Below are 22,299 nucleotides of genomic sequence, written 5' to 3' on the forward strand. Positions count from 1 at the left end.
TCGAGCCATGATCGATGTCACGCTAGAGAATTTTGAAGCCGAGGTGGTTGCCGCCTCGATGGAAGTGCCCGTGCTGGTGGACTTCTGGGCGCCCTGGTGCGGCCCGTGCAAGACCCTGGGGCCGCTGCTGGACAAGATGGAAGAGGCCTACGGCGGCCGCTTCAAGCTCGCCAAGGTCGACTCCGACCAGGAGCAGCAGCTCGCCGGCATGTTCGGCATCCGCTCGATTCCCACCTGCGTGCTGATGATCGGCGGCCGCCCGGTCGACGGCTTCATGGGCGCGCAAGGCGAGGGCCAGTTGCGCGCCTTCCTCGACAAGCACCTGCCTTCCGAAGCCGCCCTGGATGCCGAATCCGATGTCGACGAAGCCCACCAGTTGCTCGAGTCCGGCGACACCGGCGCAGCGCTGCAAAAGCTCGCCGACGCGCTGGCCGCCGACCCGAACAACGACGATGCGCGCTTCGACTACCTGCGCCTGCTGATCGCCACCGGCGGCTTCGAGGAAGCCCAGGCCTTGCTGCGCGAGCCGCTCAAGCGCATCCCGCTGCCGCTGCGTTTCGACGCGCTGTCGCGCTGGCTCGATGCGCTGCAGTTCGTCGACGGCAACGAGCGCGGCAACTGGCCCCTCGAGCAATTCGACGCCCTGATCGCCGCCAACCGCCGCGATTTCGAGGCCCGCTTCGACAAGGCCCGCGTGCTGGTCGCCGAAGGCCAGTGGACCGAAGCCATGGACGAGCTGCTGGAAATCATCATGCGCGACAAGACCTGGAACCAGGACGCGGCGCGCAAGCTCTATGTCGCCGTGCTCGAACTGCTGACCCCCCCGAAGCCCAAGGCCGAAGCCAACATCCCCGGCAAGACTGCCGGCGGCATCGAACTCATGGGCAAATCGGCGCAGCAGGAGGACGAGACCACGGCGATGCTCAATAGCTATCGACGCAAGTTGAGCATGGCGTTGAACTGAATCGGACTAGTGAAAGCGGCACGTCGCTGGTACACCAAGAAGCTATCCCTGTCCCTGCCCATCTGGCTGCGCTTGCCGCGCTCAGGGTCCGGGCTGGCAGGTGTGCCGAAGGACACACCTGCTGCGTAAACTGACTCACCGCGGTTGTCCGAGCGAAGCGGCGTAGCCGCGCAGCGAGTTCCGCGGTGCAGCCCGGAACCGAGCACGGCAGGTTGCCCGTAGCGCAGCGGAGGGTCGCAGACAGTTGGGCCGCTTTCTTTTGCTTCGTTTTCTTGTGCGTACAAGAAAATGAAGTCGGCCGCCGGGCCGAGACCCGGCCCCTGCCCAAGGCACTGGCATGTCGTCTGAGACGCCGCTTCCCCTCTAAGGCATTAGCCAAAACAAAAACCGGCCACAAAGGGCCGGTTTGAAAGAAAGCCAGAAAGCTTCAAGCCGTCAAACGATCCAGCGCCTCACGATACTTCGCCGCCGTCTTGGCAATCACCTCCTGCGGCAACCGCGGCGCCGGCGCCGTCTTGTCCCAGGCCTTCCCATTGACCTTCGCCTGCTCCAGCCAATCCCGCACGAACTGCTTGTCATAGCTCGGCGGATTCTCGCCCGCAGCCAGCGCATCGGCGTAGCCTTCGACAGGCCAGTAGCGCGAGCTGTCCGGCGTCAGCACTTCATCCATCAGCACCAGCTCGCCCTCATCGGTCAGGCCGAACTCGAACTTGGTGTCGGCAATGATCATTCCCTTGGCCAGCGCGATCTCCGCGGCTTCGCGGTAGATCCGGATGCTCAGGTCGCGGATGCGCGTGGCCAGCTCCTCGCCGACCATCTCGACCGTGCGCTCGAACGTGATGTTCTCGTCATGGTCGCCCATCTCGGCCTTGGCCGCAGGCGTGTAGATCGGCTCGGGCAGCTTGGCGGCATTGGTGAGGCCCGCGGGGAGGGGCACGCCGCAGACCGACCGGGATTCCTGGTATTCCTTCCAGCCGCTGCCCGCCAGATAGCCGCGGACCACGGCTTCGATCAGGATCGGCTTGAGCCGCTTGACCAGCATCGAGCGGCCTTGCACCTGGGGTTGCTCGGCGGGCGCGACCACGCTCTCGGGCGCCTCGCCGGTCAGGTGGTTGGGGCAGATATGGCCCAGCTTGTCGAACCAGAACAGCGCCATCTGCGTCAGCAGCACGCCCTTGCCGGGAATGGGCTCGCCCATGATCACGTCAAAGGCCGAAAGACGGTCGCTGGCCACCATCAGGATGCGGTCATCGCCCACGGCGTAGTTGTCGCGGACCTTGCCGCGCGCCAGCAGGGGCAGCGAAGTCAGGGCAGAGGTATGCAGGGCGGAAGGGCTTGGCTGGTTCATGGGTACGAATGGTTGCGATCGAGGCCTGGGCAGGGTGCGGGGCCTTGGCTGACGGGATTTTAAGGCCGGGGCCGGCCTGTGCCCGTGGGCCGGGCCGTTGCGTCGCCTCCGGGATTGTGCGTGGTTTTGCGCTGCTTGGCGAAAGCTGCCGCAAAACCTGCCTTGGAATGCCGTTATCGGTTTGCATTTGGATGCCGCCCGGCGCATAGTGAAACCCAAGCGGTGAATGCGCATTCCAGCTTGCCGGCCCGCCAGTGACTCTGTTGCTGGCAGGGGCTTTCTTTGGCTTGGGCAAGGAGGCTTTCGTATGAATTTGATTATCAGTGGTCACCACCTGGAGGTGACTCCGGCGTTGCGCAACTATGTTGTGAGCAAGCTGGAGCGGATTCTTCGGCACTTCGATCAGGTGGTGGACGTCAAGGTCCTGTTGAAGGTGGAACAGAAAAGGGAAAAGGAAAAACGCCAGCGCGCGGAATGCACGGTGCGTGTCAAGGGCAGCGATCTGTTTGCCCAGAGCGCGCACTTCGATCTGTATGCCGCTCTCGACGCACTCGTCGACAAGCTGGACCGCAAGGTGGTCGAGCACAAGATGCGGCTGCAATCCGGACGTTTCGGCATCTCCAAACGCGATGCAGTGATGTTGGCCGAGGCCTGAAATACATTTTCCTTCAGCATCCTGGCGCGCTATGGGCGCCATCTAGCAGCAAAAGCCGCCGCAGGGCGGCTTTTTCGTGTCCCTCGGGTATTCCCGGCACTGTGGAAGCGGAGCGTGCATAATTCCTCCCTAACACCATGAACCGTCTAGCCTCCATCCTGCCTCCCGCTCAAGTCCTCGTGAGCGTCGATGCCACCAGCAAGAAACGCGCTTTCGAGGAAGCCGGGCTGTTGTTTGAAAGCCTGCATGGCCTGTCGCGTGCGTTGATCACCGACAGCCTGTTTGCGCGCGAGCGCCTGGGCTCGACCGGACTGGGCCATGGTGTCGCCATTCCCCATGGCCGCATCAAGGGCTTGAAATCGCCCATGGCAGCGGTGTTCCAGCTGGCCAACCCCATTGGTTTCGATGCACCCGACGAGCAGCCCGTGGGCCTGCTGATCTTCCTGCTGGTGCCCGAGGCGGCCACGCAAAAGCACCTGGAGATCCTGTCCGAGATCGCCGAGCTGCTCAGCGACACCACCCTGCGCGAGAAGATCAAGGCCTGCGACAACGCCGAGCAGCTGCACGACATGCTGGCACGCTGGCAATCGACGGCGGCGCCGCTGTCCTGAGCGCTGATCCGCACGGTCCATGCGTCCCAACGCCATCAGCGCCGACCTGCTGTTCCAGGCATTTCGTTCGTCGCTGCGCTGGGAGTGGGTCGCCGGCCTGGGCGCCTCCGAGCGGCGCTTCGATGAAATGGCCGTGCGCTCGGCACGCTCGGGCGCCGATCTGGTCGGTTATCTCAATTACATCCATCCCTACCGGATGCAGGTGCTGGGCGAACGCGAGATCGCCTACCTCTGCAAATCCTCCTCGCTCGACTGCCAGCGCCGCGTCGCGCGCATCGTGACGCTGCAGCCGCCGGTGCTGGTGCTGGCCGATGGCCAGACCGCGCCGCCCGAGCTGCTGTCCATGTGCGAGGAAGCGCAGATCCCGATGTTCTCGACCGAGGAGAACTCGGCGTTCGTCATCGATGTGCTGCGCGCCTACCTGTCCAAGCACTTCGCCGACCGCACCACCATGCATGGCGTGTTCATGGACATCCTGGGCATGGGGGTGCTGATCACCGGCGAGTCGGGGCTGGGCAAGAGCGAGCTCGGGCTGGAGTTGATCTCCCGCGGCAACGGCCTGGTTGCGGACGATGCCGTCGACCTGTACCGCATCAACCAGGCGACCATCGAGGGCAAGTGCCCCGAGCTGCTGCAGAACCTGCTCGAGGTGCGCGGCATCGGCCTGCTGGACATCCGCGCGATCTTCGGCGAGACCGCGGTGCGCCGCAAGATGCGACTGAAGCTGATCGTGCACCTGGTGCGCAAGGAGACGCTGGAGCGCGAATACGAGCGCATGCCCTATGAGCCGCTGACCCAGGACGTGCTGGGCGTGCCGGTACTCAAGGCAGTGATCCAGGTCGTGGCCGGCCGCAACATCGCCGTGCTGGTGGAGGCCGCGGTGCGCAACACCATCCTGCAGCTGCGCGGCATCGATACCTACCAGGAATTCATCGACCGCCACCGGCGCGCGATGGAGCAGGGCGGTAAAAACTAACAAGGCGCCCGCAGGCGCCTTGGTCATATCCGGATGGCCAGTTCAGCGGTGGCCGGGCGCCGCGCCCTTGGCGCAGATCGTGCACTGGCCGTAGAGCGACATCGCATGGTCGTGGATGACCCAGCCCTTGGCCTTAGCGATCTGCACCTGGCGCTTTTCCAGCTCGGGGTCGTAGAACTCCTCGACCTTGCCGCAGACGGTGCAGATGAAATGGTCGTGGTGCTGGCCTTCGTTGAGTTCGTAGACCGCCTTGGCGCTCTCGAAGTTGCTGCGGATCAGGATGCCGGCCTGCTCGAACTGCGTGAGCACGCGGTAGACCGTGGCCAGGCCGATGTCCGAGCGCTCGTCCAGGAGCACGCGGAACACGTCTTCGGCCGTCATGTGGCGCTGCGTGCCCTTCTGGAAGATCTCCAGGATCTTCAGCCGCGGCAGGGTGGCCTTGAGGCCGGTGCTTTTGAGTTCGTCGATATTCGTCATGACAGGGTCTTTTGGGAGTGCCTGCGCGTATCCGGCACCGGCGCAGCACAGGCAACGGAAAATGGCCCTCGCACGAGGGTGTGGAGAATGTCGAGCCCTGGAAGGACCAGCCGCTACAATGATTTGAATCATATCCCCTAAGCCATACCCATGCATGTCCAAGCCCGTTGCAGTGCCCGCCTGGCGCTGACTGTGGTGGTCTCTGCCGTACTGGCTGCCTGTGGCAGCCTGGACAACGCGAGCCAACGCATCGCCAGCGCCGCGAGCGCAGTCACTCCTTACAAGGTCGAAGTGGTCCAGGGCAATTTCGTGTCCCGGGAGCAGGTCGAGGCCCTGGCGCCCGGCATGAGCCGCCAGCAGGTGCGCGACATCCTCGGCACGCCTTTGCTGACCAGCGTGTTCCACGCGGATCGCTGGGAATATGTGTTCTCGCTCAAGCGCAAGGACGTGGAAATCCAGACCCGCAAGCTCACGGTGTTCTTCGACGGCGACCAGCTGGTGCGCCACGAAGGCGACGAGATGCCCTCCGAATCCGAATTCGTCGCGACCCTGGGCTCGAAGCGCGCCGGCGGCAAGGTGCCGGTGCTCGAGGCCACGCCCGAGCAGCTCGCGCGCTTCCCCGCCCCCGCCGAGCCGGCCGCCGGCAGCGAAGCGCTGGCGCCCGCCGATGCTCCCAGGCAGTACCCGCCGCTCGAAGCGCCCGGCCGCTGAGTTCCCATGCCGGCATCGCGCCTGGGTGCGCGGCCGGCCGCTTTCCCAGGAAAATCTCCATGACCGCGAATTCCACGCCCGCTTCCGGGCGCTACCGTGTAGCCGTTGCCGGCGCTTCCGGCCGCATGGGCCGCATGCTGATCGAAGCCATCCACAACAGCGATGATTGCGTGCTGGCCGGCGCGCTCGACGTGCCCGGCAGCCCGGCCCTGGGCATCGACGCCACGGCCTTTCTGGGTCGCGCCAGCGGCGTGCCCATCACCTCCGACCTGCGCGAAGGCCTGGCCCGGGCGCAGGTGCTGATCGATTTCACGCGCCCCGAGGGCACGCTCGCCCACCTCGAGGCCTGCAAGGAACTGGGCGTGAAACTGGTCATCGGCACCACCGGTTTCAGCGACGAACAGAAAAAGACGCTGGCCGAAGGTGCGGAAAAGGTTGCGGTGCTGCTCGCTCCCAACATGAGCGTGGGTGTGAACGTCACGCTCAAGCTGCTGGAGATGGCGGCCAAGGCGCTGTCCACGGGCTACGACATCGAGATCGTCGAAGCGCACCACCGCCACAAGGTCGACGCGCCCTCGGGCACGGCACTGAAGATGGGCGAGGTCATCGCCGACGCGCTGGGCCGCGATCTCAACGAGTGCGCGGTCTACGAACGCTACGGCCACACCGGCGCGCGCGACCCCTCGTCGATCGGCTTTGCCACGGTGCGCGGCGGCGACATCGTCGGCGACCACACGGTGCTGTTTGCCGGCACCGGCGAGCGCATCGAGATCACGCACAAGTCCTCGAGCCGCGAGACCTACGCCCAGGGCAGCCTGCGCGCCGTGCGCTTCCTGGCCGACAAACCGCAGGGCATGTTCGACATGTTCGACGTGCTCGGCCTGCGCTGAACCACCCCATGGACCGCTGGCTCTGGCTTCAGCAAGGCGATGCGGTCACGCAGGGCACGGCGACGCTGCTGCTGGCGCTGTCGGTCGCGAGCTGGGTGGTCATGGCCTGCAAGGGCTGGCTGCTGGCGCGCAGCCGGCGCCAGGTGCCGCGCTGCGTGGCCGCCTTCTGGCAGGCACCCGATCTGGCCACGGCCCGCTCACAGGTCGCGGCGCTCGATGGCGGCGGCCTGGTGCTGCCACTGGTCGATGCGCTGCAGGCCCCGCGCGCCTCCGCCCAGGGCGGCGCACCGCTTGCGCAGCAAGGGGCGGCGCCGGCCCAACTCACGCGCGGCCTGCGCGCCGCGCTGCAGCGCGCAAGCGTTCCCCTGCAATGGGGCCAGGTGCTGCTGGCCTCGGTCGGCACGCTGGCGCCCTTTGTCGGCTTGCTCGGCACGGTCTGGGGCATCCACCATGCACTGACGCTGCTGGCGGACGCGCAGAGCATAGGCATCGCGCAGCTCGCCGCGCCCGTCGGCGAGGCGCTGGTGATGACCGCGGCCGGCCTGGCCGTGGCCATTCCCGCGGTGCTGGGCTACAACCTGCTGGGCCGCAGCGCCAGCCGCATCGAGGCCGAGCTCGAAGGCTTCGCGCACGATCTGCAGGCGTTTTTCGGGGACCCTGCGCAGCCCGCCCCGTGATGGAGGCTCCATGGCATTTGGCCGCTTCGATCACCGCACCACGCCAGCGCCCGAACCGCTGAGCGGCATCAACGTCACGCCGCTGGTGGATGTGATGCTGGTGCTGGTGGTCATACTGATCCTGGCCGCGCCGGTGCTGGCGGCCGCGCTGCGGGTGCAGCTGCCGCAGGCCCAGGGCACGGCACCTATTGCAGCACCGGCGGCGCAGCAGGCGCTGGCACTTGAAATCAATGCCCAGGGTATTTTGTGGATCGACGGCCAAGCAGTGGAAGAAGCCGCGCTGCATGAACGCTTGGCCTCACTGGCAGCTGCCAATCCCCAGGCCGAACTGCAACTGCGCGCCGATGCCGCCGTGCCCTATGGGCGCGTGGTGGCGGTGATGGGCTGGGCGCATGCGGCGGGGCTTACGCGCATTGGGTTTGTGGCGGAACCTGCCCAAACGCAGAGCAAACGTTAAGAAAACCGTTGCTCTAGGAGCGTGAGCTTGGATCAAGGCAATGGTTGTCTATAGTGCGGCCGTCCACCCTTCGACAGGCTCAGGGCGAACGGTCAATCCCACCCATCGATTCTTCCACAGGCTCAGGATTAGGACGAACGGTGTTTTGCGTTCGCTGCGCGCCAAGTTCGGGCGAATGGATGTCGACCGTTCGTCCTGAGCCTGTCGAAGGATGAAGGGCCGCCCTCAAGAAAGCTCCTGGTCGCACTTTCGGCGCCGCTCAGCCCGGCCCTGCCCCCAGTCCCATCCCCCGAACCCCCGCCAGCACATCGCTGCCCGAAGGCCGCTGATACAACCGCAGCCCGAACTCCGGCAGCACGCCGATCAGGTGGTCGAAGATGCTGCCCTGGATGTTTTCATACTCGATCCAGACCGAGGTCGAGGTATAGCAGTAGAGCTCCAGCGGCACGCCCTCGGTGGTCGGCTCGAGCGTGCGCGCCAGCAGATAGGTGTCGTGCTGGATGCCGGGATGAACGTTCAGATAGGCATACGCATAGGCGCGCAGCAGCTCCAGGTTGGTGAGCTGCAGCGGATGGAAGGGCGCGGCTTCAGCCAGGGCCGAGGCCGGCAGCGCCGCGGCCTGCGCGCGCTTTTCGACCAGATACTCCTGCAGCAGCGCGATGCGCGACAGCTGTGCGAGCTGCGCCTCGTCCAGCACGCGGATGGTGTCGGCATCGATGCGCAGCGCGCGCCGGATGCGGCGCATGCCCGACTGCGACATGCCGCGCCAGTTCTTGAAGCTGTCGCTCATCAGCTTCCAGGTGGGAATGGTGGTGATGGTCTTGTCCCAGTTCTGCACCTTGACGATGTTCAGCGCGATGTCGATGACGAAGCCATCGGCGCCGACCTGGGGCATCTCGACCCAGTCGCCGACGCGGATCATGTCGTTCGAGCCCAGCTGCACGCCCGCGGTGAAGGACAGGATGGTGTCCTTGAACACCAGCATCAGCACCGCCGACAACGCGCCCAGGCCCGACAGCAGCAGCAGCGGCGATCGGTCCAGCAGCGTCGCCAGGATCAGCACGATCGCCACCATGGCCGCCAGCAGCTTGCCCAGCTGCACATAGCTCTTGATCGAATGCGTCGAGAGCTTGAGCCGCTCCCGGCGGTCGTGGGTCTCGTTCATTGCATCGAGAAGCGCGTTGAAGCTGCGCAGCACCAGCACGATGGTGACCGCGGCCGCCAGGTTCAGCAGCAGTCCATGCAGGCGGGCCGGCAGATGCGGCACGTCCGCCAGGCCGATCTGCACCACCAGCCACGGCACGGCCTGCGTGAGGCGGCGCAGCACCTTGTCGTGCAGCAGGATGTCGGCCCAGTGCGCGGCCAGGCCCAGGCGCACGCGGCGCGCGACGCGCTGCAGCAGGAATTGCGCCACATGGCGGCTGGCGACGGCCAGCAGCGCCAGCAGGGCCAGGCCCAGGACGGATTGCATCCATGGCTCGAGTTCGAAAAACAATGACCAACGCACCGGAAGTGGCTCCTCGGAAAACGGGGGAAAAGAAAAGGCGGTGAGACCGGATCGCGCAGTGCAAGTTCCATGCGCCGCGCGCGCGTTTGCGCCGGCAGATAGCCGCGCACGGCGGTGCGGTGCGGCGTACGGCCTAAAATCCCGGCTGACCTTGGCTTTCACCGGCGCATCCGCGGCCGGAACCCGCTCTCCACCATGCAAGACAAATACAACCACATCGAGCTCGAGCGCGCAGCGCATGAGCACTGGGCCGCGCGCGACGCCTACCGCGTCACCGAGGACGACAGCAAGAAGAAGTTCTACGCCTGCTCGATGCTGCCGTACCCCAGCGGCAAGCTGCACATGGGCCATGTGCGCAACTACACCATCAACGACATGCTCACGCGCCAGCTGCGCATGAAGGGCTACAACGTGCTGATGCCCATGGGCTGGGACGCCTTCGGCCTGCCCGCGGAAAACGCGGCGCTGAAGAACAAGGTCCCGCCGGCGCAGTGGACCTACGACAACATCGCCTACATGAAGAAGCAGATGCAGTCGATGGGCCTGGCCATCGACTGGAGCCGCGAGATCGCCACCTGCGACCCCGAGTACTACCGCTGGAACCAGTGGCTGTTCCTGAAGATGCTCGACAAGGGCATCGCCTACCGCAAGACCCAGGTCGTGAACTGGGACCCGGTCGACCAGACCGTGCTGGCCAACGAGCAGGTCATCGACGGCCGCGGCTGGCGCACCGGCGCGCTGGTCGAAAAGCGCGAGATCCCCGGCTACTACCTGAAGATCACCGATTACGCGCAGGAACTGCTCGAGCACGTGCAGGTTGGCAACGACAAGGCGACGCTCACCGGCTGGCCCGACAAGGTGCGGCTGATGCAGGAGAACTGGATCGGCAAGTCGAGCGGCGTGCGCTTCGCGTTCACGCATGACATCCACGACGCGCAGGGCCGGCTGATCCAGGACGGCAGGATGTACGTGTTCACCACGCGTGCCGACACCATCATGGGCGTGACTTTCTGCGCGGTGGCGCCCGAGCACCCGCTGGCCCTGCATGCCGCGGCCGGCAACCCGGCGCTGGCGGCCTTCATCGAGGAATGCAAGAAGGGCGGCACCACCGAGGCCGAGCTCGCGGTCAAGGAAAAGGAAGGCATGCCCACGGGCCTGTTCGTGACCCATCCGCTGACCGGCGCGCAGGTCGAGGTCTGGGTCGGCAACTACGTGCTGATGGGCTATGGCGACGGCGCCGTCATGGGCGTGCCCGCGCATGACGAGCGCGATTTCGCGTTCGCGAAGAAGTACGGCCTGCCGATCCGCCAGGTCGTGGACGTGGCCGGCGAAAGCTTCTCGACCGACGCCTGGGCCGACTGGTACGGCGACAAGCAGCGGGCAGCCTGCGTCAATTCCGGTGAATTGGACGGCCTGACGCATGCGCAGGCCGTCGACAAGGTCGCCGAGCTGCTGGCCGCCAAGGGCCTGGGCGAGAAGAAGACCACCTGGCGCCTGCGCGACTGGGGCGTGAGCCGCCAGCGCTACTGGGGCACGCCGATCCCGATCATCCACTGCGAGGATTGCGGCGCCCAGCCGGTGCCCGAGAAGGACCTGCCCGTGGTGCTGCCGCAGGACCTCGTGCCCGATGGCTCGGGCAATCCGCTGGTCAAGAGCGAGGCCTTCCATGCAGGCGTGGTCTGCCCCTGCTGCGGCAAGAGCGCGCGCCGCGAGACCGACACGATGGACACCTTCGTCGACAGCTCCTGGTACTTCATGCGCTATTGCGATGCGCAGAACCACCAGCAGATGGTCGGCGCCGGCACCGACTACTGGATGCGCGACCCCAACGCGGCGCGCGGCGGCAGCGGCATGGACCAGTACATCGGCGGCATCGAGCACGCCATCCTGCACCTGCTGTATGCGCGCTTCTGGACCAAGGTGATGCGCGACCTGGGCCTGGTGCAGATCGACGAGCCCTTCGCGCAGCTGCTGACCCAGGGCATGGTGCTCAACCACATCTACAGCCGCCGCACCGCCAAGGGCGCCAAGGAATACTTCTGGCCCAAGGACGTCGAGCATGTGTTCGACGAGGCTGGCAAGATCGTCGGCGCCAAGCTCAAGGCCGAGGTCGAGAGCGCCGACGGCCTGCTGCCGGTGGGCACGGACATCGACTACGAGGGCGTGGGCACCATGTCCAAGTCGAAGAACAACGGCATCGATCCGCAGGAGCTGATCGAGAAGTACGGCGCCGACACGGCCCGCCTGTACACCATGTTCACCGCGCCGCCCGAGGCCACGCTGGAGTGGAACGACGCGGCCGTCGAAGGCAGCTACCGCTTCCTGCGCCGCGTCTACAACTACGGCTTCAAGCTGCTGGGCGGCGAGCATGCGGTGGTCGCCGACGCGATCGGCGCGAGCGCGCGCGGCCTGCAGGACGTCACGTTCGGCAAGGACGCGCAGGCGCTGCGCCGCGAGATCCACACGGTGCTCAAGCAGGTGGATTACGACTACCAGCGCATGCAGTACAACACTGTGGTGTCGGGCGCGATGAAGATGATCAACGCGCTCGAAGGCTTCAAGGGCGCGGACACGCCCGACGGCCGGATCGCGGCCATCGAAGGCTTCGGCATCCTGCTGCGCTGCCTGTACCCGGCCACGCCGCACCTGACCCATGCGCTGTGGAGCGGCCTGGGCTACAGCCAGCATCTGGGCGAGCTGCTCGACGCTGCCTGGCCCGAAGTCGACCCCGCGGCGCTGGTGCAGGACGAGATCGAGCTGATGCTGCAGGTCAACGGCAAGCTGCGTGGTTCGATCCATGTGGCGGCAACGGCCGACAAGGCCGAAATCGAGCGCGTGGCCCTGGCCAGCGACGCCTTCCTGAAACAGGCCGCTGGCGCCACCCCGAAGAAGGTGATCGTGGTGCCGGGCCGTCTCGTCAACGTGGTGGTCTGACATGCGCAAACGCACGCTGCTCTCCCTGGTGTCCGTGGTGCCTGTGCTGGCGGCGTGCGGGTTCCGCCTGCGCGGCGTGCCGCAGTTCGCCTTCCGTTCGCTGTTCATCCAGGCCAGCCGGGGTTCGCTGCTGGCGCGCGAGCTCGAGCGCACGCTGGTCGCGGCCAATGAACAGCTGACGGTGCTGCGCGACCCGCGTTCGCCCGATGAAGCCGAAGCCATCTTCGAGCTGCTGAGCGAGCAGCAGGAGCGCGCGGTCGTGGGCCTCAACGCCTCGGGCCAGGTGCGCGAGCTGCAGCTGCGGCTGCGCCTGCGCTTCAGGCTGCGCAAGCCCAATGGCGATGAACTCATCCCCGAGACCGAACTGCTGCAGCAGCGCGACATCAGCTACAACGAGACCCTCGCGCTGTCCAAGGAAGCCGAGGAGCAGCTGCTCTACCGCAACATGCGCACCGACCTGGTGCAGCAGCTGCTGCGCCGGCTGGCGGCGGTGAAGACACTGTGAGCGCGCGATGCAGCTTGGCCTGAACCAGCTCCAGGCCCATCTGGGCAAGGGGCTGCGCGCGCTCTACACCCTGCATGGCGATGAACCGCTGCAGCAGCAGGAGGCTGCCGATGCCATCCGCGCGGCGGCGCGCGCCGCCGGCTACAGCGAGCGCAGCAGCCATACCGTGGCCGGCGCGCATTTCGACTGGAGCGCGGTGCTGGCCGCAGGCGGTTCGCTGTCGCTGTTTGCCGACCGGCAGATCCTCGAGATCCGCATTCCCTCGGGCAAGCCGGGCAAGGACGGCAGCCAGGCGCTGCAGCAGCTGGCCGAAAGCGCGGCCGGCAATGACGGTACGCTGACGCTGGTCATGCTGCCGCGCCTCGACAAGGCCACCAAGAGCGGCGCCTGGTTCTCGGCGCTCGATGCCAATGGCGTCACGCTGCAGATCGATCCGATCGAGCGCGCCGCGCTGCCGTCCTGGATCGCGCAGCGGCTTGCGGCCCAGGGCCAGCGCGTGGCAGCGGGCGAGGAGGGCCAGCGCACGCTGCAGTTCTTTGCCGACCGCGTGGAAGGCAACCTGCTGGCCGCGCACCAGGAAATACAGAAGCTGGCGCTGCTCTATCCGGCCGGCGAGCTGCAGGCCGAACAGATCGAGCAGGCGGTGCTGAACGTCGCGCGCTATGACGTGTTCAAGCTGTCGGACGCGGTGCTCTCGGGCCAGCTGGCGCGTGTGCAGCGCATGCTCGACGGCCTGCAGGCCGAGGGCGTGGCCGAGGTGCTGGTGCACTGGGCGCTGGCCGAGGACATCCGCGCGCTCAAGCGCGTCAAGGATGCCATGGCTGCCGGCCGGCCGCTGCCGATGGCGCTGCGCGAGCAGCGCATCTGGGGCGCGAAGGAGCGCCTGTTCGAGCGCATCGTGCCGCGGCTCGGCGACCAGGCCGTGGCGCAACTGCTGCAGTCCGCGCATACGGTGGACGGCATCGTCAAGGGCCTGAAGGCTCCCGGCTGGCCCCAGGACGGCTGGCAGGCATTGCGCCGGCTGGCATTTGAAACGGTGCAATCCTTCAAGGCGTGAGTGTCGTGGCTTGGGTGCCGTCAAGCCGGCGTGCGACGTGCATACCGAAGTGAGGCTTCTGCGCCACCAGGCACCCGGCGCACTGCAACTCGGTCAAAATCGCGCCCATGAACGCGCTCAATATCGTGGAATACACCCACACCCTGGGGGCCCAGGCCAAAGTCGCCTCGGCCCAGATGGCCCGCGCCTCGGCCGCCACCAAGAGCCGGGCCCTGCTGGCGCTGGCCCGGCTGCTGCGGGAGAACACCGCCGCCCTGCAGCAAGACAATGCCCGCGACCTCGCGCCGGCCGAAGCCAATGGCCTGTCGGTGCCCATGGTCGACCGCCTGCGCCTGACTCCCAAGGTGCTCGAGACCTGCGCCCAGGGCTGCGAGCAGCTGGCCGCCATGCCCGACGTGATCGGCGAGATCCTGGGCATGAAGCAGCAGCCCAGCGGCATCCGCGTGGGCCAGATGCGCGTGCCGATCGGCGTGTTCGGCATGATCTACGAGAGCCGCCCCAACGTCACCATCGAAGCCGCCAGCCTGTCGATCAAGAGCGGCAACGCCTGCATCCTGCGCGGCGGCTCCGAGGCCATAGCGTCGAACCAGGCGCTGGCCCGGCTGGTGCAGCAGGCGCTGGCCGAGGCTGGCCTGCCCGAGCAGGCGGTGCAGCTGGTGCAGACCACTGACCGCGAGGCCGTGGGCCAGCTGATCGCCATGCCCGAATATGTCGATGTGATCATCCCGCGCGGCGGCAAGGGCCTGATCGAGCGCATCAGCCGCGAGGCCAAGGTGCCGGTCATCAAGCACCTCGACGGCAACTGCCACACCTATGTCGACGACCCCTGCGACCTGGCCATGGCCGTCAAGGTGACGGACAACGCCAAGACCAGCAAATACAGTCCCTGCAACGCCAGCGAAAGCCTGCTGGTGGCGCGCGGCGTGGCAGCCGATTTCCTGCCGGCCATCGGCGCGATCTTCGCCGCCAAGGGCGTCGAGATGCGCGGCTGCGCCGAGTCGCTGGCCCTGCTGCAGGGCGTGGACGGCGCGCAGCTCGTGCACGCGAGCGAGCAGGACTGGAGCGAGGAATACCTCGCGCCGATCATCAGCATCAAGGTGGTGGCGGGCGTGGAGGAAGCCATCGCGCACATCAACCGCTACTCCAGCGGCCATACCGAGGCCATCCTCACGACCGACCACCGCCATGCGCAGCAGTTCCTGCGCGAGGTCGATTCGGCCAGCGTCATGGTCAACACCAGCACCCGCTTTGCCGACGGCTTCGAATACGGCCTGGGCGCCGAGATCGGCATCAGTACCGACAAGTTCCATGCGCGCGGCCCGGTGGGCATCGAGGGCCTGACCTCGCTCAAATACGTGGTGCTGGGCGACGGCGAGATCCGCATCTGAAGGCTGCCCGCGTCCGGCATCACCAGCGAACTCCATGAAAATCATCATCCTGGGTGCGGGGCGCGTGGGCTTCAGTGTGGCCGAGAGCCTGGTGTCCGAGCGCAATGACATCACCGTCATCGACACCGACAGCCGCCGGCTGCGCGAGCTCGAGACCCGCTTCGACCTGCGCGGCGTGGTCGGCAACGGCACCGAGCCGGCCGTGCTGGCCGAGGCCGGCGCGCGCGATACCGACCTGCTGATCGCCTGCGCGGCGCTCGATGAGACCAACCTGGTGTGCTGCAAGGTCGCCGACATGGAGTTCAGCGTGCCCACGCGCATCGCGCGCGTGCGCTCCTCGGGCTTCGCGCCCGACTCGCCGCTGCTGGGCAAGGAAGGCTTTGCCGTCGACCGCATCATCTGCCCCGAGGAGTCGCTCACGCGCTACATCGGCAAGCTGATCGAGTACCCCGAGGCGCTGCAGGTGCGCGAGTTCGCCGGTGGCCGCGCCTGCCTGGCATCGGCGCGCGCGCGCGCCGGAGCGCCGGCCGTGGGCCTGCGCATCGGCGAGCTGCGCGACAGCATGCCCGATGTCGCCATGCGCCTGGTCGCGATCTACCGGCGCTTCGCCGAGGAACCCGACCGCTTCGTGCGCTGCGACGGCACGACGCTGATCGAGCCCGGCGACGAAGTCTTCGTGCTGGCCGCGCGCGACCACCTGCCGCAGATCCTCAGCGCGCTGCACCGCCCGCGCGGCCAGCGGACCAAGCCCGTGCGCCGCATCATGATCGTCGGCGGCGGGCGCGTGGGCCAGCGCCTGGCGGCCCAGCTGTCGCAGGTGCCAGGCCAGTTCCACCTCAAGGTGCTCGAGGAGAACGAGCAGCGTTGCACCGATCTGGCGGCCACGCTGCCCACCGAGGTGCTGGTGCTGCACGGCGACCCGACCGACGAGGGCCTGCTGGGCGACGAAGGCATAGAGGACGTGGACCTGTTCCTGGCGCTGACCGACGACGACGAGGACAACATCATGTCCTGCCTGCTGGCCAAGCGCATGGGCGCGACGCGCGTGCTGTCGCTGATCAACCGCCGCACCTACGCCGACCTGATGCACGGCACGCAGATCGACATCGCGCTGTCGCCCGCGCAGGCCATGCTCGGCGAACTGCTGGCCTATGCGCGCCGCGGCGACGTGCAGGCCGTGCACAGCCTGCGCCGCGGCGTGGCCGAGGCGCTGGAGATCGTCGCCCGCGGCGACCGCAAGAGCTCGCGCGTGGTGGGCCGGCGCGTCGAGGAACTGCGCCTGCCGCTGGAAGTGCACATCGGCCTGATCGTGCGCGGCCTCGACGATGCCGAGGCCGACCCGAACGCGCGCGAGCCCCAGGTCATCATCCCGCGCAGCCACACGGTGATCGAGAGCAACGACCATGTGGTGTTCTTCCTGCCGAACAAGCGCCTGGTGCGCGACGTGGAAAAGCTGTTCCGCGTGAGCGCCACCTTCTTCTGACGCCCGGCCATGCGCGACCTGTTTCCCGTTCTGCGCGTGCTGGGCATGCTGCTGGTCATGTTTGCGCTGTCCATGCTGCTGCCGCTGGCCGTGTCATGGCACCAGCACGAAGGCATCTGGCTGGTCTATCCGCTGTCGATTGCCACCACGGCCGTGGTGGGCGGGGCGCTGTGGCTGGGCATGAACCGCTTCCGCCGCGAGCTGCAGCCGCGCCACGGCGTGATCCTGGTGAGCCTGGTCTGGCTGGTGCTGCCGCTGTGCGCCAGCCTGCCGCTGATGCTGGCGCTGCACCGGATCGGCATCCCGGTGTCGTTCACCCATGCATATTTCGAGGCCGTCTCCGGGCTCACGACCTCGGGCGCGACGGTGCTGGTCGGGCTGGACCACCTGCCGCTGTCCATCAACATCTGGCGCACCTTCCTGCAGTGGCTGGGCGGCATGGGGATCCTGATCCTGGCCGTGGCCGTGCTGCCGCTGCTGGGCGTGGGCGGCAGCCAGCTGTTTCGCGCCGAGGCCGCGGGCCCGATCAAGGACACCAAGCTCACCCCGCGCATGACCGAGACCGCCAAGGGCCTGTGGGGCGTGTACGCGGTGTTTTCCATCGCCTGCGGCCTGGCCTTCTGGGCCGGCGGCATGGGCCCGATGGATGCGTTGATGCACATGTTCACCACCGTGAGCCTGGGCGGGCTGTCTTCGCACGATGCCAGCTTCGCGTATTTCGATTCGCCGCTGCTCGAAGCCGTGGCACTGGTGTTCATGCTGCTGGCGAGCTGCAACTTCGCGCTGTACTTCGTCGCCATGCGCAAGGGCCAGCTGCACGGCTTCTGGCGGGACCCGGAAATGCGCGCCACCATCGGCGTGCTCGTGGGCAGCGGCCTGTTCGGCGCGCTGCTGCTGTGGCTCAAGGATGTCTATGAGCCGCTCGAGGCGCTGCGCTACGGCGTGTTCAACGTGGTCTCGGTAGCCACGACCACGGGCTTTGCCACCGTCGACTACCTGGCCTGGCCGGTGTTCCTGCCGGTCATGATGCTGCTGCTGTCGGGGGTGGCAACCAGCGCCGGCTCGACCGGCGGCGGCATCAAGATGGTGCGCATGCTGATCCTGCTCAAGCAGGCACGGCGCGAACTGACGCATCTGGTACACCCGCGCGCGGTGCAACCCGTGCGCCTGGGATCCGCAGTGGTGGACAATCGCATGATCTTCTCCGTGCTGGCCTTCATGCTGGTCTACGGCGCCACGGTGATCATCCTGAGCATGCTGCTGCTGCTCACCGACCTCGATCCCGTGACCGCGTTCACCGCCATCCTGGCCAGTGTGCACTGCATGGGACCGGGCCTGGGCAGTGTGGGGCCCGCGGCCAACTATGCGGGGCTCACGGACTTCCAGATCTGGGTCTGCACGCTGGCCATGCTGCTGGGGCGGCTGGAGATCCTGAGCTTCATGGCGCTGCTGACACCCTCCTTCTGGCGACGCTGAAGCAACGCCGCCGGACCACGGTTACAGGTGGATTAATTCCGACGGCGTTGCCACATCCCTACAATCCAATACACCACCGTCTCCCGAGGGCACCAATGGTTCCGCATCTCATCACGGCTCTGACCGGCCCGATCAACGAGCTTGAACAGCGTATTCTGGAATCCATGCCGGCAATCGAGCGCTGGTTCCGCCTCGAATGGATGGAGCACACGCCTCCGTTCTACTCTTCCGTCGACATCCGCAACGCGGGGTTCAAGCTTGCCCCTGTGGACACCAATCTCTTTCCCGGTGGCTGGAACAACCTGACCGAGGAAATGCTGCCGCTGGCGGTGCAGGCGGCGATGGCGGCGATCGAGAAGATCTGCCCCGAGGCGCGCAACCTGCTGATCATTCCGGAAAACCACACGCGCAATACGTTTTATTTGAACAACGTGGTCCAGCTGCAGCGCATCTTCAAGATGGCCGGGCTCAACGTGCGCCTGGGCTCGATCAGCCGCGAGATCAAGAAGACCACGGTCATCGACCTGCCCAGCGGCGAATCGGTGACGCTCGAGCCGGTGATCCGCAGCAAGCGCCGCCTCGGTCTCAAGGATTTCGATCCCTGCACGATCCTGCTCAACAACGACCTGTCGGCCGGCGCCCCGGGCATCCTCGAGGAGCTCTACGAGCAATACCTGCTGCCACCGCTGCACGCGGGCTGGAGCGTGCGCCGCAAGAGCCGCCACTTCCAGAGCTACGAGGAAGTCTCCAAGCGCTTCGGCAAGCTGCTGGGCATCGACCACTGGCTGATCAACCCGATGTTCACGCACTGCGAGGGGCTGGACTTCAACGAGGGCACGGGCATGGAAGCGCTCGGCACCCAGGTCGACATGCTGCTGACCAAGGTGCGGCGCAAGTACAAGGAATACGGCATCAAGGAAAAGCCCTTCGTCGTGGTCAAGGCCGACCATGGCACGTACGGGATGGGCGTGATGACGGTGCGCGATGCCAAGGACCTGGAAGCGCTCACGCGCAAGTCGCGCAACAAGATGGGCGTCATCAAGGACGGCCAGGCGGTGCACGACGTCATCATCCAGGAAGGCGTGGCGACCCAGGAACGCATGAACAACGCGGTGGCCGAGCCCGTGGTCTACATGATGGACCGCTATGTGGTCGGCGGCTTCTATCGCATGCACCCCGAGCGCGGCATCGACGAGAACCTCAACGCGCCCGGCTCGAGCTTCGTGCCGCTGGCCTTCGAGCACAGCACCCAGCTGCCGCAGCTGGGCGCGCGCCCGGGCGCCAGCGCACCCAACCGCTTCTACATGTACGGTGTCATCGGCCGTCTGGCGATGCTGGCGGCGAGCTACGAGCTCGAAGCCACCAACCCCGACGCCGAGATCTACGATTGATGTGCTGACGCGGCCGGCTGGCGCATCGCCGGCAGGCCGCACCCCATGGCCCAGAACCAAGACAGGGAGACCCGGTGCCCAGGCGGCTGCGGGTGCGTGCAGTGACCAATTCAAAATCCTCGCTGGCGGCGCTCACCCTGGGTGCCATTGGAGTGGTGTACGGCGACATCGGCACCAGCGTGCTGTATGCCGTCAAGGAAGTCTTTGGCTCCGGCCATGTGCCTTTCACCCATGCCAACGTCTATGGCGTGCTGTCCATTCTGTTCTGGACGCTCACGCTGATCGTCTCGCTCAAATACGTGACCCTGGTGCTGCGCGCCGACAACAACGGCGAGGGCGGGCTGGTCGCGATGCTGGCGCTGGCCTCGCAGGCCGTCAAGGAGCAGCCGCGGCTGCGCGCTGTGCTGCTGCCCATAGGCATCTTCGGCACCTCGCTGTTCTATGGCGACGGCGTCATCACCCCGGCCATCTCGGTGCTGTCGGCGGTCGAAGGGCTGGAAGTGGTGTCGCCGCAGTTCCGCAGGTTCGTGCTGCCGCTGGCGCTGCTGGTGCTGCTGGCGCTGTTTGCCGTGCAAAAGCGCGGCACTGCGGGCATCGGCCGCTTCTTCGGCCCGATCACGCTGCTGTGGTTCGGCTGCCTGGCGCTGCTGGGCATCCGGCAGATCCTGGGCCACCCCGAAATCCTCGCCGCGCTGAGCCCGCACCATGCGCTGGGCTTCATCTGGCGCCAGCCGGGCGTGGCCTTCATCATCCTTGGCGCAGTGGTGCTGTGCGTCACGGGCGCCGAGGCCCTGTATGCCGACCTGGGGCACTTCGGCAAGAAACCGATCCGCCTGGCCTGGTTCGCGATCGCCATGCCCGCGCTCACGCTCAATTACTTCGGCCAGGGCGCCTTGCTGCTGGCCCAGCCCGATGCCGTACAGAACCCGTTCTTCCGCATGGCGCCGGCCTGGGCGCTGATGCCGCTGGTGCTGCTGGCCACCCTGGCTGCGGTCATTGCCTCGCAGGCGCTGATCACCGGTGCCTTCAGCGTCACGCGCCAGGTGATCCAGCTGGGCTACCTGCCGCGGCTGGAAATCCGCCACACCAGCGCCAGGGAAGCCGGGCAGATCTACATCCCGCTGGTCAACTGGAGCCTGTTTGCCGCCATCGCGCTGGCCGTCATGCTGTTCCGCACCAGCGGCAACCTGGCGGCGGCCTATGGCATCGCGGTCACGCTGGACATGCTGATCACCACCGTGCTGACCTTCTTCGTGATCCGCTACCGCTGGCATTACCCCTGGCTGCTGTGCTGGGCCGCCACCGGCAGCTTCTTCCTGATCGACTTCGCCTTCTTCAGCTCCAACCTGCTGAAACTGTTCCAGGGTGGCTGGTTCCCGCTGGCGATCGGCAGCTGCGTGTTCCTGCTGATGATGACCTGGCGGCGCGGGCGCCAGCTGCTGCACGACCGGCTGCAGAGCGAGTCGATAGAGCTCGAGGGTTTCCTTGCTTCGCTGGCGCTGCACCCGCCGCAGCGCGTTGCGGGCACGGCCGTCTTCCTCACGGGCGAGCCCGGCACGGTGCCGCCGGCGTTGCTGCACAACCTCAAGCACAACAAGGTGCTGCATGCGCAGAACCTGTTCGTCACGGTGCGCACCCATGAAGTTCCCTGGGTGGGCATGGACAGGCGTGTGCAGGCCGAAGCGGTGGGCGGCCATTGCTGGCAGGTGACGGTGCATTACGGCTTCAAGAACGAGCCCGACCTGCCCCGGGCGCTGGGGCAGCTTTCGGGCCTGGGCTATCCGCTGGACCCGATGGGCACCAGCTACTTCGTCTCGCGCGACATGGTGATCCCGGGCATGAACCAGGGCATGGCGCCGTGGCGCGAGAAGCTGTTTGCGCAGATGCACCGCAACGCCAGCCGCGTGTCGGATTTCCTGAACCTGCCAAGCAATGCGGTGGTGGAGCTGGGCTCGAAGATCGAACTGTGAGTGGCCGGGGGCTGGCCTTTCGGCAGGCCGCCCTTATTTGTGCAACAGTAGGGCGCTCGCGTGCCTGAGCCTGCAACCGTTGACACCACCATGAACCTTCTTTTCATTGCCGACCCCCTCGAGTCCTTCAAGATCCACAAGGACACCACCTTTGCCATGATGCGCGAAGCCCAGCGGCGCGGCCATGCGGTTGCTGCCTGCGAGGTGCAGAGCATTTCCTGGCAGCGCGGCGGCAAGGTCTCGGCGCTGGTGCGCGACATCGTGCTCACGGGCGACGCCGGCCAATGGTTCACCGAGCAGGGCACGCGACGCGTGGCGCTGGCCGATTTCGACGGGGTGCTGATGCGCAAGGACCCGCCCTTCGACAGCGAGTTCTTCTACGCCACCCATCTGCTGGAGCAGGCGCAGCGCGAGGGCGCCAAGGTGCTCAACAGACCCAGCGCCTTGCGCGAGCATCCGGAAAAGCTCGCCATCATGGAATTCCCCGAATTCATCGGCCCGACCCTGGTCACACGCGATGCGCAGGAAATCCGCGCCTTCCATGCCGAGCACCAGGACATCATCCTCAAGCCGCTCGACGGCATGGGCGGCATGGGCATCTTCCGTGTGGGCGCCGATGGCCGCAACCTGGGCAGCATCATCGAAACGCTGAACCGCGATGGCGCGCAGAGCGTGATGGTGCAGAAGTTCCTTCCCGAGATCGTCGACGGCGACAAGCGGGTGCTGGTCATCGGCGGCAAGCCGGTGCCCTATTGCCTGGCGCGCATTCCCCAGGGCAATGAAGTGCGCGGCAACCTGGCGGCCGGCGGCAAGGGCGTGGCC

At 66.6% G+C, this 22,299-nt stretch carries 20 protein-coding genes (1 of these 20 running past the window's edge); 17 read left to right on the forward strand and 3 right to left on the reverse strand.

Annotated elements, in window-relative coordinates; all coding sequences use genetic code 11:
- Window positions 1-7: 7 nt before the first annotated feature.
- Window positions 8-964 (forward strand): tetratricopeptide repeat protein, encoded by a 957-nt coding sequence (locus M9799_RS09205; RefSeq protein WP_231042748.1) that lies wholly within the window; start codon window positions 8-10, stop codon window positions 962-964.
- A gap of 427 nt (window positions 965-1,391) precedes the next feature.
- Here the strand turns inward: M9799_RS09205 and M9799_RS09210 are convergent, their stop codons facing one another.
- Window positions 1,392-2,312 (reverse strand): phosphoribosylaminoimidazolesuccinocarboxamide synthase, encoded by a 921-nt coding sequence (locus tag M9799_RS09210; protein ID WP_231042747.1) that lies wholly within the window; start codon window positions 2,310-2,312, stop codon window positions 1,392-1,394.
- Window positions 2,313-2,619: 307 nt separating this feature from the next.
- Between M9799_RS09210 and hpf the strand changes: the two genes are divergently transcribed.
- The 3 genes from hpf to hprK all read left to right on the forward strand — a co-directional run bounded on the left by hpf (window position 2,620) and on the right by hprK (window position 4,554).
- Window positions 2,620-2,967 carry a ribosome hibernation-promoting factor, HPF/YfiA family gene (gene hpf / locus M9799_RS09215; RefSeq protein WP_231042746.1) on the forward strand — a complete coding sequence of 116 codons (348 nt, stop codon included), beginning with the start codon at window positions 2,620-2,622 and terminating at the stop codon, window positions 2,965-2,967.
- 137 nt (window positions 2,968-3,104) lie between these two features.
- Window positions 3,105-3,578 (forward strand): PTS sugar transporter subunit IIA, encoded by a 474-nt coding sequence (locus M9799_RS09220; protein ID WP_231042745.1) that lies wholly within the window; start codon window positions 3,105-3,107, stop codon window positions 3,576-3,578.
- Window positions 3,579-3,597: 19 nt separating this feature from the next.
- Window positions 3,598-4,554, forward strand: coding sequence for an HPr(Ser) kinase/phosphatase (gene hprK, locus M9799_RS09225; protein ID WP_231042744.1), 957 nt, complete (start codon window positions 3,598-3,600; stop codon window positions 4,552-4,554).
- 42 nt (window positions 4,555-4,596) lie between these two features.
- Here hprK and fur read toward each other — a convergent pair whose 3' ends face one another.
- On the reverse strand, window positions 4,597-5,031 hold the full coding sequence (fur, locus tag M9799_RS09230; RefSeq protein WP_231042743.1) for a ferric iron uptake transcriptional regulator: 435 nt from the start codon (window positions 5,029-5,031) through the stop codon (window positions 4,597-4,599).
- 150 nt (window positions 5,032-5,181) lie between these two features.
- On the opposite strand from fur, the gene M9799_RS09235 reads away from it, so the two are divergent.
- Genes M9799_RS09235 through M9799_RS09250 form a run of 4 tightly spaced genes read left to right on the forward strand, consistent with a single transcriptional unit; the run spans window position 5,182 to window position 7,766 of the window.
- A complete protein-coding gene (locus M9799_RS09235) occupies window positions 5,182-5,742 on the forward strand; it encodes an outer membrane protein assembly factor BamE (protein ID WP_231042742.1) in 561 nt (186 codons plus the stop codon).
- 59 nt (window positions 5,743-5,801) lie between these two features.
- Entirely contained in the window at window positions 5,802-6,632 is an 831-nt protein-coding gene (gene dapB / locus M9799_RS09240) for a 4-hydroxy-tetrahydrodipicolinate reductase (RefSeq protein ID WP_231042741.1), read from the forward strand.
- An 8-nt stretch (window positions 6,633-6,640) separates the two neighbouring features.
- On the forward strand, window positions 6,641-7,309 hold the full coding sequence (locus M9799_RS09245; RefSeq protein ID WP_231042740.1) for a MotA/TolQ/ExbB proton channel family protein: 669 nt from the start codon (window positions 6,641-6,643) through the stop codon (window positions 7,307-7,309).
- Window positions 7,310-7,319: 10 nt separating this feature from the next.
- Window positions 7,320-7,766, forward strand: coding sequence for an ExbD/TolR family protein (locus tag M9799_RS09250; protein ID WP_231042739.1), 447 nt, complete (start codon window positions 7,320-7,322; stop codon window positions 7,764-7,766).
- 259 nt (window positions 7,767-8,025) lie between these two features.
- Here M9799_RS09250 and M9799_RS09255 read toward each other — a convergent pair whose 3' ends face one another.
- The gene (locus M9799_RS09255; RefSeq protein ID WP_231042738.1) at window positions 8,026-9,237 is read right to left on the reverse strand and encodes a mechanosensitive ion channel family protein; all 1,212 of its coding nucleotides are present in this window, start codon (window positions 9,235-9,237) and stop codon (window positions 8,026-8,028) included.
- A 231-nt stretch (window positions 9,238-9,468) separates the two neighbouring features.
- On the opposite strand from M9799_RS09255, the gene leuS reads away from it, so the two are divergent.
- The 9 genes from leuS to gshB all read left to right on the forward strand — a co-directional run.
- Window positions 9,469-12,207, forward strand: coding sequence for a leucine--tRNA ligase (gene leuS / locus M9799_RS09260; RefSeq protein WP_231042737.1), 2,739 nt, complete (start codon window positions 9,469-9,471; stop codon window positions 12,205-12,207).
- Window position 12,208: 1 nt separating this feature from the next.
- Window positions 12,209-12,712 carry an LPS-assembly lipoprotein LptE gene (locus M9799_RS09265; RefSeq protein WP_231042736.1) on the forward strand — a complete coding sequence of 168 codons (504 nt, stop codon included), beginning with the start codon at window positions 12,209-12,211 and terminating at the stop codon, window positions 12,710-12,712.
- 7 nt (window positions 12,713-12,719) lie between these two features.
- Complete coding sequence (gene holA / locus M9799_RS09270) at window positions 12,720-13,769, forward strand: DNA polymerase III subunit delta (protein WP_231042735.1); 1,050 nt, start codon at window positions 12,720-12,722, stop codon at window positions 13,767-13,769.
- 107 nt (window positions 13,770-13,876) lie between these two features.
- The gene (locus M9799_RS09275) at window positions 13,877-15,157 is read left to right on the forward strand and encodes a glutamate-5-semialdehyde dehydrogenase (RefSeq protein ID WP_231042734.1); all 1,281 of its coding nucleotides are present in this window, start codon (window positions 13,877-13,879) and stop codon (window positions 15,155-15,157) included.
- Window positions 15,158-15,191: 34 nt separating this feature from the next.
- On the forward strand, window positions 15,192-16,640 hold the full coding sequence (gene trkA, locus M9799_RS09280) for a Trk system potassium transporter TrkA (RefSeq protein WP_231042733.1): 1,449 nt from the start codon (window positions 15,192-15,194) through the stop codon (window positions 16,638-16,640).
- A gap of 9 nt (window positions 16,641-16,649) precedes the next feature.
- The gene (locus M9799_RS09285) at window positions 16,650-18,116 is read left to right on the forward strand and encodes a TrkH family potassium uptake protein (RefSeq protein WP_231042732.1); all 1,467 of its coding nucleotides are present in this window, start codon (window positions 16,650-16,652) and stop codon (window positions 18,114-18,116) included.
- A 95-nt stretch (window positions 18,117-18,211) separates the two neighbouring features.
- Entirely contained in the window at window positions 18,212-19,507 is a 1,296-nt protein-coding gene (gene gshA / locus M9799_RS09290; protein WP_231042731.1) for a glutamate--cysteine ligase, read from the forward strand.
- Window positions 19,508-19,608: 101 nt separating this feature from the next.
- The gene (locus tag M9799_RS09295) at window positions 19,609-21,477 is read left to right on the forward strand and encodes a potassium transporter Kup (RefSeq protein ID WP_231043221.1); all 1,869 of its coding nucleotides are present in this window, start codon (window positions 19,609-19,611) and stop codon (window positions 21,475-21,477) included.
- A 90-nt stretch (window positions 21,478-21,567) separates the two neighbouring features.
- A protein-coding gene (gene gshB, locus M9799_RS09300; RefSeq protein ID WP_231042730.1) for a glutathione synthase crosses the window boundary here: on the forward strand, window positions 21,568-22,299 show its 5' portion. 219 nt of this gene lie beyond the right edge of the window; 732 of the gene's 951 nt are visible here — the first part of the coding sequence; it begins with the start codon at window positions 21,568-21,570; the stop codon falls past the right edge of the window.

The organism is Comamonas endophytica (assembly GCF_023634805.2).
Taxonomy (GTDB): Bacteria; Pseudomonadota; Gammaproteobacteria; order Burkholderiales; family Burkholderiaceae_C; genus Comamonas; species Comamonas endophytica.